Origin of the sequence: Ruegeria sp. AU67 (assembly GCF_900312795.1) — a bacterium.
GTDB lineage: Bacteria > Pseudomonadota > Alphaproteobacteria > Rhodobacterales > Rhodobacteraceae > Ruegeria > Ruegeria atlantica.
Map to the genome: position 1 here is coordinate 281,457 of NZ_OMPH01000040.1, position 16,973 is coordinate 298,429.

The following is a 16,973-nucleotide window of genomic DNA, read 5'->3' on the forward strand; positions in this document are numbered from 1 at the left end:
CACATGCAACGTAAGGGAATTATTCTAGCCGGAGGCTCTGGAACGCGGCTCTACCCGATTACGATGGCCGTGTCTAAGCAGCTGCTACCGGTTTACGATAAGCCAATGATTTTCTACCCACTCAGTGTATTGATGTTGGCGCAGATCCGCGAAGTTGCAATCATCACAACACCACACGATCAGGAACAGTTCATTCGCCTGTTTGGTGATGGCAGTCAATATGGGCTGTCATTGACGTGGATCGTACAAGACTCTCCTGACGGGTTGGCGCAAGCTTATACACTGGCGGAAGATTTCCTCGCCGGCGCTCCTTCGGCATTGATCTTGGGTGACAATATCTTCTTCGGCCACGGCCTTCCAACCCTGCTTGCCGAGGCAGATGCCAACAAACAAGGTGGTACGGTTTTTGCATATCGGGTCGCCGACCCGGAACGGTATGGCGTTGTTGCTTTTGAGGGCCAAAAGGTTCGCCAGATTATTGAAAAGCCACAAAACCCGCCGTCAAACTACGCGGTCACCGGCCTTTACTTTCTCGATGGTGATGCACCTGCGCGGGCCAAAGAAATCCAACCGTCTGAGCGCGGCGAGCTTGAAATTACGTCGCTTTTGCAGATGTACTTGGACGAAAACCTGCTTGATGTTCAAACAATTGGCCGGGGTTTTGCATGGCTGGATACAGGGACGCACGGCACTTTGTTGGAGGCGGGAAGTTTTGTGCGAACGCTGACAGAACGTCAGGGTATGCAAACAGGTAGCCTTGATGAGATCGCCTGGAGCAATGGGTGGATCGATGATGCCGCTCTTGAAGAGCGCGCAAAATTATTCGCAAAATCAACCTATGGCACCTACCTTCATTCGCTGCTGAGCGATTAAAGCTAGCACCGAATAACTGCGCCTGACGATTTGGAACGAACTGCAACTTTGCCGGTGCGGGAACAAAGGCGATCCATCCGATCAGTCAAAAACGTAAAACGAGTAAGCACTGGACTGAAACGGCCCGATGCTCGCGCCTAAACTGGCGCGACGTAAAACGGTTTCAGGATTTGTTTCGCCGCGATCGCGGCTGAAGAAGCGCGTGCAGTTTCGAGGGCTTCGCGTATCGTGACATCCATATCCAGATATCGATAGGTGCCCAGACGGCCAACAAATGTGACGTTTTGGGTTTCTTCGGCCAGCGCAACATACTCACTAAGCAACGCTTTTTCCTTTACCTGACGGATCGGGTAATAGGGAATGTCATTCGGACCCGCCGCGCGGGAAAACTCGCGATAGCAGACCGAGCCGTCATGCGTTTCCCATGGCGAAAAGTGTTTGTGCTCGGTAATCCGGGTAAAGGGCACCTCTTCCTCGCCATAGTTCATCACCGCGCAACCTTGATAGTCGCCATCATAGGTGAACCGTTCAAAGTCAAGTGTGCGATAGCCCAGGCGCCCAAGCTCGTAGTCGAAATAGCCATCCAGCGGGCCAGAATAGAACACGTGATCGAAGCCATCCGCCATGTTGCGATCGAAAGTGGTATTCAGCTTAACGGTGATACTAGGGTGATCAAGGATGCCACCAATCATGTCGGTATACCCATTCTCGGGCATGCCTTGGAATTTATGGAAAAAGTAATTGTCGTCGTAGTTAAACCGCACTGGCAGACGCTTAAGGATCGACGCCGGCAGCTCGGACGGGTGACATCCCCACTGTTTGATCGTGTAGCCTTTGAAAAACGCCTCATAAAGGTCGCGACCGACGAACCGCATCGCCTGTTCCTCGAAACTCTGCGGGTCGGTGATGGATGTGTCGGCCTGCTCTTCGGTGATAAACGCATGCGCTTCGTCCGGGCGCATGGTCTTGCCGAAGAACTGGTTGATCGTATGCAAGTTCACCGGCAGCGAATAGACCTGCCCGCGCGAGGTGGTTTTGACCCGGTTCTTATAAGGCAAGAAGTTAGCGTATTGGTTCACATACTGCCAAACCTCTTCGTCATCCGTATGGAAGATATGTGGCCCGTACACATGGACCATCACGTCGGTATCGGCATCCCGTTCTGTGTGGCAGTTTCCACCGATATGGTCACGGCTGTCGACCACGGCGACATCATGCCCTTGTTCCGCAAGTTCCCGACCGATCACAGCCCCAGACAATCCGGCCCCAACCATCAAAAACTGCATATCAGGGGCTTTCCTGTTTCATCGAAATCGTCGTCATGTCGAGGGGTTTGATCAGCTGACGGCGGGCAATTTTGAAAATCCCCGACCGCGCCTCGCTGGCACTGCGGAACTTCGGCAGGACCGAAATCCACGCCCGGCACATGTGCCATCCCAACTGCAAACGACCCGAGATGGGTTGCCCACCTTGCAGGATCGCGGCAAAGACGACCGGAACGGTACGCCGCGACAGATCAAACATCTGCTTTAGAACGGCCTCTTCTTCCTCTGAGCTGAGGTTATTCGACTCGGCCATCGCAGCTTTCAGGTTCTTTCCGATCGGCCGCGTGTGGTGCATCGCGATCTCGTCCAGAATGGCAGTTCGAAACGCGCCAGCCTCGGCCCATCGGCACCATATATAGTCCAGACCATAGCCGCTCATGGTGCCCTGAAAAAGCGGCAGTGCTTTCTGCAGGATATCCTTGTGCAGGCACGGGGCCATGATCTCAATATAGTTTGTGTACCGCAGCACGAAGCCCGGGCATTGGCTGAATACAAAATGCGAGAAATAGCTTTCGGGGGTCAGCGACGGTTGTGCAATACGCAATCCGTGAACCTGCATGGCATCAAACAGCGCATTTACATCCGTAGCGCTGATGTCCAGATCGTCATCCGGCAGCCAATAGTAGTCATACTTATCAAGGTCACGGTCAGCGAGGGTTTTGAACAACCCATCCCATTTGCCGCCTTTTACTAGCACAGCCTCGACACCGGGTTCAGGTTTGAATGCCGCAAATGCCTCGTCTGAGAAATAGCTGATCAGAAGATCGTAGGTGCGATCTTCATAGGGAATTTCTTGCCACCGATGGTGCAATGACTTGTTGCCCGCACGGACAACCACAAGGCTATTCTTCATGCGCGGTTCCGAACCCGATTGCCGGCCTGCATCAAAGGGCCGAGCCCTTCAATCATGTCTGGGTTCAACGGATGGCTCAACCGTCCGTACGTGTATTTTGTCTGGTACATTAGGTTTCGAACGAATCTGGCCATGGGCGAGCCGGGTTTCATTTTACTGCGGCAGTGATCAATCGTGCTGTCTACCTCTTTGCGCTCTGCGACCATCTGCTCGGCAAGTGTGAGGATAGGCACGTTGTGTTCCCAATAGAATTTCAGGTCGATGTCGATGGGGCGCGCAATCGGAGCCTCGATCGCCAATAGTTGAGCGGCAGCGCGCCGGCCGATGATATAACCTGTGGTTCTGGGTGGCAGGCGATCCGACAGGACAAGATCCTGATCTGCCACGGATTTAATCACCTGTCCGTTGTTCCTCGAAATGCCATCCAGCTTTATCATAACACCTTCGAAACATTCGCCACATTCAGCCAGTTCATTGAATAATGGCCTGGGATCTTTCACGAATGTCGCGTCATCTTCCAATACTAGGCTCACGAAGTCGGAAGAGGCCGCAATATCTTGCCATATCCGGCGATGCCCAAGGGTACATGCGACCTCGTTGCGGCTGAGCGGGCGTTTGAATTTGATCCGATTCATGTCGGCATCATAAATGTGCTGCAACTCAGAGCTGTTCAGCTGGTCTCCAGCAATGGCATCGCAAAACTCATGGTTCAAGCCAAAGCGGGTAAATTCGCTTTCGCAGAATCGTCGCCGTTCAACATCTTTCGGCAAACTCAGAATGACGGCCTTAATCGACACTGTTCCATTACCAATAATTTTTTTTGCACCGCGTTACTACGGGCCGTATTTACTAAGCACAAGCGAAACTGGTCTACCCTTTTCCCGCTACGCGTCAAGGATTTCCTGCGGCAAAAAACCGCTGAAATTCAATCGTTACTCTCATGCTACAGCAATTTGCCCCACAATGTCAGAGCTTCCTTTCTTCCAAACATATACATATCACAATGAAACCAAAAAGAAAATCACCCGACCACTTCACGCGGGCTAACGCGAACTTCTGCCAACGCTTCAATCTATCCATCACAATCAAGGGATCTCGCGTAGCAGAAGGTGCATACAAGACGCTATAAAGCTGTGCGGACAGCTACGGGCTTAGACAAATAGACACCACTTAAAGGTCGGCGCACGAAAGCCTACAATACATCGCGCCAGCCTGTTTAACGAGAGCACCAAAACCTTGTACAACCCAGCGCCAACCCTTATCTGCCAAGGCCCCCGCGCAACCTTAGGATTGGGCAACTCTGTCGCGTCATTTGATCTGCGCTTTAGGCGGGAACGATTATAGGGTAACTGAGCGAACGCATGATTTCACGATCTGGAGAAAGCAATGATTAAGCGTGCCTGGACCGAATGGCGATCAGGCTATATGGGCCGCCTCATTGGCGAGAGTTTTTTTGCCCAAGGTCCTCTTTATGCCGTTGCCATCGTTGCAATGATCGCCGTTGCAGCGACCACTGCTGGCTCAGCCTTCATGATGGAGTACATCGTTGATGCGATGACTAGTCCTGATATGCAAGATTGGGCTTTTGCGATCGCTCTGGGCGTTGTTCTGCTTTTCCTGACCAAAGCGTTCGCCTCTTACATACAGTCCATCTACCTTGCGCGTGCGGGAAACCGAATCATCGCGATGCAACAAGATCGCGTTTATCGTAAGTTGTTGCGGCATGGCATTTCGTTCTTCGCCCAGAATGAATCCTCGGATCTGCTAATGCGTACGACTCAAGGTGCGCAAGCCGCCCGAAATTTGATTGATGTCGTGGTTACCGGTTTTGTCCGGGATGCCTTGACCCTGTTGGGTCTTGTAGTCGTCATGGTGTACCAGCAGCCCGTGCTATCCATCATGTTTTTCGTAGTCGGACCCATGGCATTGCTAGGCGTGCGATATCTTTTGAAAAGCGTACGCTCGATCATGCAGCAGGAGTTCAAATCGCTGGCAGAAATTATTCGTGTGCTGCAGGAAACTTCGGCCGGCATCAAGATCATCAAGGTTTTCTCTCTTGAGGATCGGATGATCACCCGTATGGAAACGGCCATCCTCAAGGTCGAAGAACGCTCGAACGATATTGCGCGGTTGCAGTCGATCGCCAGCCCGTTAATGGAGTTTCTGGCCGGTCTAGCCGTTGCCGGCGTTCTGGTCGTTTCGACCTTGGGAATCGCGGGTACGGAACAACCGACCGCTGGTCAGTTGATGTCATTTATCACGGCACTGCTGATGGCTTATGAGCCCGCCAAACGTCTATCAAAAATGCGTGTTCAGATTGAGGCAGCTATGGTCGGTGTTGGCATGTTGTTTGGCTTGCTGGATCAAGAGGACACCATGCAGGAAAGCCCTGAAGCGCACGACCTGTTGAACGGGCCCGGCGAGATCGGCTTGCGCAATGTCACCTTTGGATACCACGGTTCAATTCCGGTAATCGAAAACATGAACGTGACCTTCGAGGCTGGAAAAACCACAGCATTGGTTGGTCAGTCCGGGGGCGGAAAATCGACGATCTTTGGCTTGATCATGCGGTTCTATGACCCCGATGAAGGATCCGTCGAGATAGACGGCCAAAACTTGCAGGACGCCAGCTTTTCTTCGCTCAGAAAAAAGATATCGTATGTTGGACAGGACACATTCTTGTTTTCAGCCTCGGTGATGGAAAACTTGCGTTGTTCGTCGCCAGACGCGACAGACGAAAAGGTCATCGAAGCTGCAAAGGCAGCATATGCGCATGACTTCATCTGTGACTTTCCCAATGGCTATGACACTCAGGTTGGTGAAAACGGAACCTTCTTGTCCGGCGGCCAAAAGCAACGGATTGCAATTGCTCGCGCGATCTTGCGCAACGCCGAGATATTACTGCTGGACGAAGCGACTAGCGCACTCGACGCGGAATCGGAAGCGCTTGTGAAAGAAGCTTTGGACAGGTTAACAGCGAATATGACGGTGATCGTCATTGCTCACCGTCTCTCCACCGTTCTAGAGGCTGACAAGATCGTGGTGGTTCAAGACGGAGCCATTATCGAGGAAGGTAACTTAGATGAACTAATGCAGGCTGAGGGCCAGTTTCGCAAACTGTTTGATCAGCAATTCAGGAAAAGCGAACCGAAGGCCGTGGCTGAAATTTCTGACCAGTCTTAGTAGCCAAGAAACGCACGGGCACCTTGAGACATGAGAGGGTAGTTGTTTCCGCCGGTCTTCCAGGCTGATTGATTGAATCTATCCCCGCCACGCGGCCCGAACAGTTACTCTAAGCCACTCAGCAACAGCTCCACCAACGCCCGCCAGCAGGCAACACATTGCCTCCGTTTTTTTGATCTTGGTAACGATTCAAACTGGTCATCCAGCTGCAATGGGCTTTAAATGCAGCAGAGGTAAGAACACCAATGCTTGGCGTGCGAATAATAAGCAACGCACGAATAGCTGGAATTCAAGCTGAAATGTATGGATACAGGGCATCCTACGTAGGAAAGCCAAAAATAGCAAACTAAGCCGGACGAGGCGACTTGAATTTTCTCAATCACAAAATCACTTTTCCGAGTTTCGTTGCCAGGACTGTGAAGCAGTTCAATCGGAAAGTGATTTCACGGTTGCTTTATTCACTATCCAAAAACGACATGCTCTTTTCACAGAGGCGCCGTGACAGGTTCTATAGCTCTGCTCAAAAACGCGATCCCAAGCGCATCAAGATCGAAGCAAATCTATTAAAGTTCTGCTATGGAGTCCAAAATCCAGTTCACGAAAATTGGGATTTCGAAGAAGAGAAAAAATTTCTGAGCAGATTGCGGGAAGCCGGGCCTTCGGTCGCGGATATGACCGTTTCGGTGATCATGCCGACGTACAACCGCGCCCAGCTGTTGCCGGCCGCGATCAGTTCCTTGCTGCGCCAAAGCCATGCAAATTGGGAATTGATAATTGTCGACGACGGTAGCGACGACAATACAGCTGAAATTGTTGATGTCGTAGGCGACAAAAGAATTCGTTTTTTCAAGAAAACTGAACGCGGTGGCGTTTCAGCAGCGCGGAATACGGGGCTTGCGCAGGTTCGGAACGAATGGGTGTTCTTCCTGGATTCCGACAACGCCTGGCGTTCGGGATATCTGGAGACTATGCTTCGCTTTTTGATTACGCATGATTTACAGGCCGCTTATTGCGGTATTGCTCTGATTGACAAGGAAGAGAGCTCGACTCGTTACCTTTATGAGAGCTTCAGCCTTACGTCGTGCATCAGGAGGAATACTATCGACTTGAATGCATTCTGCATGCACCGCAACTTTGCTCATTTCAAGTTTGATGAGTCCATTCGCAGGTTAGTCGATTGGGATCTGATCCTTAGGTTAGCTTCAAAAACACCAATCCTTGGTGCGCCGTATATCGGCGTGGACTACAGCAATGATTCCCGAATAGATCGAATTACCAACAGTGAGTATGCGCACAGTTCGGACTATAGGAACCTGGTCTGCGATATACAGTTGGAAGCGACGCGGCGGTTGTACAAGGGCCGTAACGAAGCCATTAAACATCAAAGACGGCGGATCGCGGTCGTATTTCATGTATACTACGCAGAATACGTTGACGAGTTTCTATACCAACTAAAAAATATCCCTAAACCGTTTGACCTGATCGTGACCACGCCTTTGCAGGAAGACAATCCAGTCATCGCTCAGATAAAGTCTTGGCACCCGGACGCGGTCGTTCTTCTCTATCCAAACCTTGGCCGCGATATTGGCCCGTTCCTCGACATCATTCCAACGCTGCTGAACTACGATCTGGTCTGCAAGCTGCATACTAAGCGCAACGTAGATCCCTGGGGCAGTGCATGGCGGGATATCATGAAGGATGGCGTACTTGCTTCCGAGGAATTGGTACGTTCAATCCTGTCATCCTTTGATGATCCGTCAGTCCAAGCGGTTGGATCCAAAGAAACATACAAGATGTGGAAGGCCGCCACTTCGGGGCAAACGGAAAGGTCGCTGCGCGATCTGATCAGTGATCTGAGTATTTCAGAAAACTTGTCGCAGCCATGGGGGTACTTCGCCGGTTCAATGTTCTGGATTCGACCGAGTCTGCTGGCCGAGATTTCGGCGTACTTGTTCGAAACACCGGTTTATCAGGTTCATACCACGAATGACGGTCAGGTAGAGCACGCCCTGGAAAGGGCAATCGGCCTTTCGATGGCGTCCGACCCCGCGTCGAAAGTTGGCTTGGTAGATCCCGAAAGCCACGAGATCGAAATCGCGCCTTTCGCCAAGGGCAGCAAAGAACCGATGCATGAAACGCTTGACCGCATCGCTGAGGGTATGGGGATACTTCTGCCCGTTGAACAGCGTGGCGAAGCCGCGCAGATATCGATCAAGATTCCTGCGCCCAAGCAACAAAAACAACAATGGGGAGATTACCACTACGCCGAGGCACTGGCAAAATCCTGTCGTCAACTTGGCTGCGAGGTCGCGATCGATTTCTTAGAAGAGTGGGGGAACAAGCGTACTGGCGACAGCGTACTTCTTTGTATTCGTGGGCTAAGCCGATTTGAACCCTCCTCTGACCAGTTGAACATCCTTTGGGTGATAAGCCATCCTGATCAGGTCTCGTTTGAAGAAATGGAGCAATACGACCTCGTGTATGTGGCATCTCTCAGTTACGCGAACTTCCTGCAACCCATCGTGCAAACAACTGTCAAACCACTACTTCAGGCAACGGATACAGATCGGTTCAGCCAGTCGGTTAAAGCGGCACCCAATGATCCCAATATTCTGTTCGTTGGAAATTCGCGCAACGAATACAGACCGATCGTGCGTTGGGCAGTGGAGGCAGATGTGGATGTCGGTGTTTACGGGACGCTTTGGGATCAATTCCTACCGGCCCACATGATTAAGGGCGAGAATATAAGCAACGCGGAACTGCCGTCATTTTACAAAGGCGCCGCGGTGGTTTTAAATGATCATTGGCAATCCATGCGGGAATTTGGTTTTATTTCCAACCGCATCTTTGATGTGTTGGCTTGCGGCGGGCGGCTAATTTCGGACGAAGTTCCCGCGGTATCCTATACGCTTGGGTCCGGTATTCAGCAAGTCACTGGGCCCGATGAACTTAAAGAAGCAGTTTCTAAATCGGCGACGAACACTAATGAACTTTCGGAACTGGTTAGGAACGACTACAGTTTTGACAAGCGTGCCCAAGTCATTCTTGGTGATGTGTCCACGCTGCGGCAACATTCTTACGTGCGCAATCCAGCGCCAGCTGTTCTGCGAAAGCGCGCGCTCAGAGTAAACGGCATCGTCCGGCAGGATGGCACCTATCCTCAAAGCAGTGCCTTTATCCGGCTGTATTGCCCATTGACGAGCGAAAGCGCTTTTGAAGAGGTCGAATTTAGTCTCATCCCTGCGCGTGAGGCGGAAGCGTCCGGCGATGTCGCCATTGTTCAGCGTACCGCGTTCGACACCGAGAAGCAGGCCGACGAATTTATCCGCTCATGCAAATCGTCGGGTACACGGCTGATAATGGACAACGATGATGATTTTCGACTGATCGACGAACGCCACCCAGAGTTTGAGTTCTACAAACCAAAGATAGCAGCCTTTGAAACTGTGATGAACGCCGCCGAGCGGGTTTGGGTTTCGACAGACGTTTTGGCGCAACGTTATGCAGAGGTAAATCCAACTGTACTGGAAAATTGCATCGACCCCCGGCTCTGGCGAAACTACCGGAGCGAATTCGCGTTGGGATCCGGACCATTGCGCCTCGTTTATGCGGGAACTCGCACGCACGACTCAGATTTTGCTATGATTTTTAGCGCTTTGGAGACGTTGGCTTCGCGTTACGACTTCTCTCTGACCTTAATAGGAGTGACCTCCAACGCCCCCAAGCGTCCTTGGTTGAAAGTTGTTGCGCCAGATTCATCGCAAGGTTCTTATCCGCGCTTTGTTCGCTGGCTACGAGAGCTGGGGCAATTCGCCATTGGTCTGGCGCCGCTAGAAGACAGCGCATTCAATTCCGCAAAGTCCGATTTGAAAGTTCTGGACTACGGTGCATTGGGAATTGCGCCGGTAGTATCCAAAGTTGTGTCTTATCGATCGACGATCGAGACGCATGAATGCGGAATTCTGGCCGAAAACACACAAGTTGGCTGGGTTGCGGCACTAAGTGGCCTTTTTGACGATCGAACCAAACTTAACACCATCCGAGATGCCGCACGAACCTATTGCTACAACGAGCGCACTGTTAAGCGGCTATACGAAAAACAAAGAAATTCATTGTTTGACCTCTAGCGGTATCAAGAAGGACTGCCATTCGGTAGCGTATCCAAGCGTGTCACGACGCCGTTTCCAGACCGCCCTTTTGATGTAATGTCAATCTTTTGACTGTATAAAGAGATGAATATGCCTGCAAAAGGAGGCATCACCTGTAGTGCCGCGCGTTATCATGCTAAACCGAGTCGTATCTTCAAACTCGCTCTGGACAGGCCCGATCCAAAACAAAGATTAGTCGACCGCAGGAAGCGACCGGCTTTATGCCCGCCCAAAGATTCCAGAGAAAAGCTTGAAACCTCGTTCCGAATTCGATGAGCTATGCGTTTCCGGTGTTTGCAGAAGAAGATCGTTTTTCCTCAATGGAAAAATGGACGAGCCGGTAAATCCATGGCGCTCTCTTTCCGGAACGTTGGCCTCGTCTAGCTCTTTGGCCGAAGAAAAGTTGAGCATTGAGTATTTTCGGGGGATCTTGAAGAGCATGCCCAGATTGCGCTGAACGTCTGCCGCGCCAAACCGGCGAACATGATCGTCTTGACCGAACCAGGCAATGGCGTCTTCCTTGCTGATTTTTCCAAGGTCTTCGGCAGATGTCCCGCCCATAAACGGTATGCACATAAAATGTACCCCGTCAGGCTTCAGGGACCGGTGAAGGTCAAAAAGGACCGCTGAAACATTGCAAGGTATGTGCTCCATCACGTGCGAATGGATAATCAAATCATAATGGTTTGACGGTAGTTTTGCAGCATCCACGCAAAGATCGAACTTGCGCACAGAACAGAACGGAAAATTCTTGGGCTCTATGTCAACGGGGTCATATTTGACGTTCTTACCGGTGAGTACGTCAAAAAGCGATTTTTCAGGCGCTAAATGCAACACTCGTATCCCTGGGCGGGGAAAATCATACTTGTCCAGAAGCAGTTTCAAGAACCGTGTGCGCTCGAGCGAGTTGCACTGCCCGCACCGGACTCCTTTTCTGGAACCCATGTCTTGCCAGTCTTCTGAACCGCAACAATTGCATTTCATTCGATGCTTTACCTTCTAAATTACTCTTCGCAATTCGAATTCCTCACGCTTGGCGTAATTGACCCCATCTTCAAATACTCTGCAGAATACTATTACTTAGCTTGGTTTTGATCGCGAAAGACTGGCGCACCCTTGAGTGTCAGAATCTTCGAGTTGCTCAGCCAGAGGCGCTTGCTGGAGCGTTGATTTGCACGGAAATACAACGTCGCATCGGGAAGTCCTCATATGGCATCTGGCCACGCCAACGATTATGCGCTTCTGACGACAACAGATAAGTCTCGACATCATTGTGCGCCCGTTCCAGAAGCGTGCCGACGTCGTCGGCGCTAAACCCAAGACCGCGCACGAGCTCAACGAGATGGTCTCGGTGTTCCTTATCGCCATTACCGATGAGCACGTTGTCAATCGCATGGATAGTCGGGCTATTGTTGGATCTGCTGTGAGACTTGATCGCATCCACGAGATCCCCGATCAGATCGATAGGTACGTGTTCAAGAACCGAAATTGAGTAGATGCAATCGAACGTCTGGTCATCCAACTCCACGAGGGCGTCCGGGAACAAACCGCGCACAAAGGTAATGTGTGGATAAGCGGCACGGATGGCCTCAAATTCGTCTGGGCCGCGATCCCGTCCGTCATAGGGGTCAACCAACACCACCTCGTACCCAAGCCGCGCAAGAAGGTCAGCGACCCAAGGATCGCCTCCGCCGATTTCACACAATCTGGCACCGCGCGGTACACTTGCCAAGATAGCCTTGAAAATCCACGGCCTCTGAGCGTCTTTCAGGTCCTGGTTGAGGACGGCGAGTTGCGGCAGCCGGTCCACACTATCACAGAAGTCTTTCACAGTTGCATAACCCAATCCCTCCATCACACCACAAGTTGCATAGTGCTCGGCCACGTCATCGAGTTCTGTATTTGGCTCTTTCTGGCTTTCAGGATTCAAAGGGTAGTTCTTGTAGTGATCTGAAAGGGTATTGCCGCTGCGCGACCAAGACAAACGTTTTTCGTAAAAATTCCGCGCACCATTCGCCAAACGTTTAGCAAGTCCTTCATCCATCAGTATTTTCCTCACTGAATGCGCAATTTCCAAAGCATCTCCCCTTTCTAGAACCAAGCCGTTCACTCCGTTTTCAACGGACAATCCGATATTGGCGCGTGGGAGAACAACAGGGCGGCCGCTGGCAAAAAACTCGGGCAATTTCGAAGGAAACCGATAGCGATTGAAGGCATTCGCCTGCCCTGGTTGAACAAGCACATCCGCACATGTCAAAAGCTCAGCAACCCGTTGCCGGGACTGAAAAGGAAGCCGGACTTCGTGACGCCTGATTTCCTCCTTATCATTTTCGTGAAGCGGCACGTAATCCTTTCCGAGGCGTATGAGTGTTACATTCATACCACTTCTTCCAAGCAGATTCACCGCGAGATAAAGCGACCGGACCTCTTGTACATTCGAATAATGCACGTTGCCATTGTAAACTATTACTCGGCTTTCCAGGTTAACCCCGATTTCTTTGAGAAGTTCTTCGGATCTCGGGCGCGGGTAGAACAAATTGTCTTCCGCCGCAGGATGGATGACCAGCGCTGGTTTACCTACTGGAGCATGCTCTAGTAACGGCTCGATAAGTGACGTTGCGCCCAATGCGCCCTCTACAAAGGCGTTGGATGCGAGAGGGCGCGCGAATTGAGCCGGAATTGTTTTACCGCGTCGCACGAAGCTTTCCAGTTTGGAGGGACTAATCCCAAGCGCAGCGGCCGTTATTTCATCTTCATGGTCCTCAAAATGTACGACATAACCGCACTCGTGAGCCGCGCAGATTGCCTGGGTTGCAGCAGCGACATGCTGGCGAGGTGTCCAAGCATGCACTATTTCCGCTGGTTTGCCGCCTTCAAACCGGTAAGAGGGAGCATCCGGAAAATGCACAACGTCGCATGGCAACTCAGTTACGTCCGGAGAGTCTTCGGCAGTGGGCACAGCCACCATCAAGGAATGACCAAGATCAGAGAGCACACGTACCAAGTTCGAGATGTGAATCCCGCTGTTCGTGTCGATTGCACCGTGACAAACAAAGATTATTCGCAAATTTTCACCACTAATTCTAGTTCTCTTCCCATCTAGAGTACCTATCTCCAGACGCGATTTCTGCGGCCCATCTGTCACGCAGCACTCCACGGTCCAAATAGTCGTAGTCGTTTCCTCTTGAGACGCTTTCAAAATGGATGAGCCGTGTATGCGGAGTGAATATTACCCGCTGTCCGTTTTCAAGTACTCGCAAGCAATAATCCACGTCTTGGTAGTGCGTGCCATAGAACTCTTCCAACCCGCCTAACTCGTGAAAGTCTCTAGCGCGCACCATCGCACAGGCGAAAGACACCGCAGAAACCTCGCGCGCACAAGAAAGTGAACCGTAGTAGCCGTCCTCCTCAGGCTGACGGTGCCGCAGCACGTGATCCGCTGTCCCGCGAAGGCCAAGCGAAACACCAGCGTGCTGTATCGTTCCGTCAGGATAAAGCAGCGTCGGGCCTACGACGCCAACGCCAGGGTCTGCCAGTTCGAAAATCAGCCGATTCAGCCATTGGTCATCAACGACTTCTGTGTCGTTATTCAGGAATACCAAGTACTCACCACGACTTCTCGCTACACCTTGATTGTTCGCACGAGAATAGTTGAAGAGCCCCTTGTAGTCCTCTTTGAGGATCGGATGCTTAGCCATCGCGTCAAGCGCATCTTGGTCTGTGGTGCCGGTATCCACAACGATCACTTCGAATTCCGGGTAGTCGGTCTTTGTAAAGATAGATGTCAGACAGCGATCAATATGTACGAACGCGTCGCGAGTTGGAATTATGATCGACACCAGCGGATTTACACCGGTCTTTCTCGGCCCTACAATAACTCTGTGAGGCTTGTTTGGATGAGGCGTCACCACCGCATTGCGCTGAGTTCTTGAATTGTGCCCTGCCGTTGCAGCTGCCTGCAGCTTAGTAAGACCCGGTTTCGCTTCGCTATCGCTCGCGACACTTCCTGGGATCATCCGCCAATGATATAGGACCTTCGGAATGTGCACTATCTGCTCAGCCACTTCAGAGACGCGCAGCATAAGTTCGAAATCCTGCACTCCGTCGAAATCAGGGTCTGCGCCTCCAATTTTTTGGAGGATGTCACGACGGGCCAACAGGAAATGGCCAACATACATAGCCTCAAGGAAATAGCGCGGTGACCAATCCGGCTTCAAGAAAGGCTGCGATTGACGTCCTTCCAAATCAATTTTGTTCTCATCGCTGTAAATTGCCTCGACGCTCGGCTGATCGTTGATGACAGCAACATATTCCTCTAAGCAGCTCGGGTGAAGCTCATCGTCGTTGTCAAGGAAGCCTACGAATTCGCCTTCAGCTAAAGCAATTGCCGCGTTTGTGGCCTTTGCAATGCCCTCGTTCTGACTCGACCACTTTACCTTGATTCGATCGGATTCTACGGCAAGGTTGCGTAAGGTCTCTTTGGTGTCTTCACGAGTCGAACCATCGTCACAAAGGCAGATCTCCCAATTACCGTAGGTCTGTCGTTCCACAGAGTGGACGGCCTTACGCAGAAGATCCGGATCGACATTATAAACTGGCGTGACGATAGAAATGAGCGGGTCGACCGCGAATGAAACAGATCCTGGCTCCGCCGGAGGCTCGCAGCGGATCGACGTGTCTTTGTTGCGAGGGCGCCTGTGCCCTATACACGCGTAATGCACTAATGGGTTGAGGCCCGAGACACCGGCATCCGGGTTTTCTTCAAGATATATGGCAGTATCGAAATCAGCCGAGGGATTGCGGCCCTCCGTTGCTCCGTGTTTCAGATAGTGAAGAGCCGGTCGCACCTTAGAATTCAAAACGTCCGCGTACTTAGCGGTGTACCATTTCGCGTCGAACAGGCCTGTCGCCAATAGCTCTTTTTCTTCTGGAGTGACCCGCAACAACTCTTTCTTGCGCTTTGACCCACTCAAACTTTGCAAAAGACGCTTCAGGCGGCTCTTGAGACGCCTCCGATCCCTCCGCGCCTGCAAATCCTTTCGACGTCTTAGCTCATGCGAATGGTGGTTGATGGTTTCTACAAGATCGGTGTTAAATTGAGATAGTTGAGCAATATCACGCTCAACGTTCTCAATTTCGAGGGTTTTGTTTTGAAGAACTTCCTGAAGCGAAACGGCATGGCGCTGTAAACCCGCGACCTCCCCCCGTAGATTCGTGGTTTCTTCAGACCTATTGAGTAGCGCGATCGAATCTGACACGCCACGTCCAAGTGTCTCATAGATCCGACGTACTCGGGTCGTAGTTTCCGGATCATCCGAAGCTGCCGCAAGCCTCAGAACCCCATCAGAGGCTTTGTCTCCCACGGCCAAGACACCCAATCCACAGCCATGATGGAATTCGAACGACGGAGCGGTAGAACGGATTTCTTCCCAGAACCGGTAGACACCGAAGTCGCCTTTGGTGACCTGGGTGTCATGAAATAGCACTACCGCACGGTCTGACAGCTTGGGCTTCCATGTCTCAAAGTCATGACGGACGGCTTCATATGTGTGATATCCGTCAATATGCAAAAGGTCGATTTCTCCTTCATCGAACTCTTCGACCACATCGTCGAAATTTCGTCGGATCAGATTCGAGAATTTGCTAAAGTGACTTGTGTTGTAACCACTCGCCAAATCCCAAACATCCTCACCGTAGTGTTGAGTGTGCGGGTCACCCTCCCAAGTGTCGATTGCGAATGCGCGAGTACTTAGGCCTAAACGCTGGATTGCATGGCAAAAGGCGAAATAGGAAACCCCGTGCATAGTTCCCAGTTCGACCAGCGTTTTTGGCCGATGTGCTTCAATAAGCCAAGCAGCAAAGGGAGTATGCTCAACCCATGTGGACATTGTCTGAAAGTTTACAGGCTCAAAGGCTTGAGCGCTGACAAAATACGAGGTCGGGTTTTCGAGTTCAGGGTTATTCAACCACTCATCCTCATTTTTTTGTGTTGCTACACAACGCTTTATCCGCATTCTGGGAATGGCTTGCATTGGACCGCTATCCGATCTCACCCTCCCTACAATATGAAGGTTCTAGTGTCCATAACCGCCACCACCGACATCCGCCGCACATAAACAGGGAGATTTCGCATGATCCTGCCTGAAGACATTCTGAAACACCTTGTCGAAGTCGATGCTGCTCTGATCAAGGCCCTGCGCCTGGTTGCCAAGCACCACGGCAAGCCGCCTCACATCATGAATGTCGACCGCGATCTCTCGAACGCCGCCAGCAGTGTCTGTAACGCCACCCACCGGCTAGGCTAGCAGTTTGAGTCCTGACCTGCCGTTGCTGATAAACTTGGTTGCTGCAGGTGTATTGGGCCGCTTATCAGCGCTTAGCCGACATTGGTCTCCAAGTTGCCCGTCACGCCTGAGTGAAAGGCTCGGATGTCGGCTGAGAGCCCACGAAATACGGATGATGCGCCCATCCCGCACGGCAACTTTGCGCAGATAGCTGTTATGCGAAGTCCTGTCGATTTCCTGATATTGAAATTCCTGCCCTATTTTAGGAATCGGCAGTTACGAGCCCATAGTAACAAACCCAGCGCTG

The 16,973-nt window shown here is 51.5% G+C and carries 10 protein-coding genes; 4 read left to right on the forward strand and 6 right to left on the reverse strand.

The annotated features are described in order from the left end of the window. The first annotated feature begins 3 nt into the window (after window positions 1–3). Window positions 4–873, forward strand: a complete 870-nt coding sequence (rfbA, locus tag DK510_RS20875) for a glucose-1-phosphate thymidylyltransferase RfbA (protein ID WP_109313736.1) — start codon at window positions 4–6, stop codon at window positions 871–873. Window positions 874–1,010: 137 nt separating this feature from the next. Here the strand turns inward: rfbA and glf are convergent, their stop codons facing one another. The 3 genes from glf to DK510_RS20890 are packed head-to-tail and all read right to left on the reverse strand — an operon-like array spanning window position 1,011 to window position 3,848. Beyond that, window positions 1,011–2,159 (reverse strand): UDP-galactopyranose mutase, encoded by a 1,149-nt coding sequence (gene glf / locus DK510_RS20880; protein ID WP_109313737.1) that lies wholly within the window; start codon window positions 2,157–2,159, stop codon window positions 1,011–1,013. A gap of 1 nt (window position 2,160) precedes the next feature. Beyond that, complete coding sequence (locus DK510_RS20885) at window positions 2,161–3,051, reverse strand: hypothetical protein (RefSeq protein WP_109313738.1); 891 nt, start codon at window positions 3,049–3,051, stop codon at window positions 2,161–2,163. Next, complete coding sequence (locus DK510_RS20890; protein ID WP_160116583.1) at window positions 3,048–3,848, reverse strand: glycosyltransferase family 25 protein; 801 nt, start codon at window positions 3,846–3,848, stop codon at window positions 3,048–3,050. The genes DK510_RS20885 and DK510_RS20890 overlap by 4 nt, the downstream gene beginning before the upstream one ends. 589 nt (window positions 3,849–4,437) lie before the next feature. Here DK510_RS20890 and DK510_RS20895 point away from each other — a divergent pair. Both DK510_RS20895 and DK510_RS20900 read left to right on the forward strand, forming a co-directional pair. Beyond that, window positions 4,438–6,234, forward strand: coding sequence for an ABC transporter ATP-binding protein (locus tag DK510_RS20895; protein ID WP_109313740.1), 1,797 nt, complete (start codon window positions 4,438–4,440; stop codon window positions 6,232–6,234). A gap of 365 nt (window positions 6,235–6,599) precedes the next feature. Beyond that, entirely contained in the window at window positions 6,600–10,361 is a 3,762-nt protein-coding gene (locus tag DK510_RS20900) for a glycosyltransferase (protein WP_109313741.1), read from the forward strand. A gap of 240 nt (window positions 10,362–10,601) precedes the next feature. On the opposite strand, the gene DK510_RS20905 is transcribed toward DK510_RS20900, so the two are convergent. The 3 genes from DK510_RS20905 to DK510_RS20915 all read right to left on the reverse strand — a co-directional run bounded on the left by DK510_RS20905 (window position 10,602) and on the right by DK510_RS20915 (window position 16,414). Further along, the gene (locus DK510_RS20905; protein WP_160116584.1) at window positions 10,602–11,267 is read right to left on the reverse strand and encodes a class I SAM-dependent methyltransferase; all 666 of its coding nucleotides are present in this window, start codon (window positions 11,265–11,267) and stop codon (window positions 10,602–10,604) included. Between the two features lie 256 nt (window positions 11,268–11,523). Further along, entirely contained in the window at window positions 11,524–13,527 is a 2,004-nt protein-coding gene (locus tag DK510_RS20910) for a glycosyltransferase (RefSeq protein WP_160116585.1), read from the reverse strand. Further along, window positions 13,466–16,414: a glycosyltransferase gene (locus DK510_RS20915; RefSeq protein ID WP_109313744.1), complete on the reverse strand. Its 2,949-nt coding sequence runs from the start codon at window positions 16,412–16,414 to the stop codon at window positions 13,466–13,468. The genes DK510_RS20910 and DK510_RS20915 overlap by 62 nt, the downstream gene beginning before the upstream one ends. A gap of 99 nt (window positions 16,415–16,513) precedes the next feature. On the opposite strand from DK510_RS20915, the gene DK510_RS22885 reads away from it, so the two are divergent. Beyond that, a complete protein-coding gene (locus tag DK510_RS22885; RefSeq protein ID WP_160116586.1) occupies window positions 16,514–16,687 on the forward strand; it encodes a hypothetical protein in 174 nt (57 codons plus the stop codon). The last annotated feature ends 286 nt before the right edge of the window (window positions 16,688–16,973 follow it).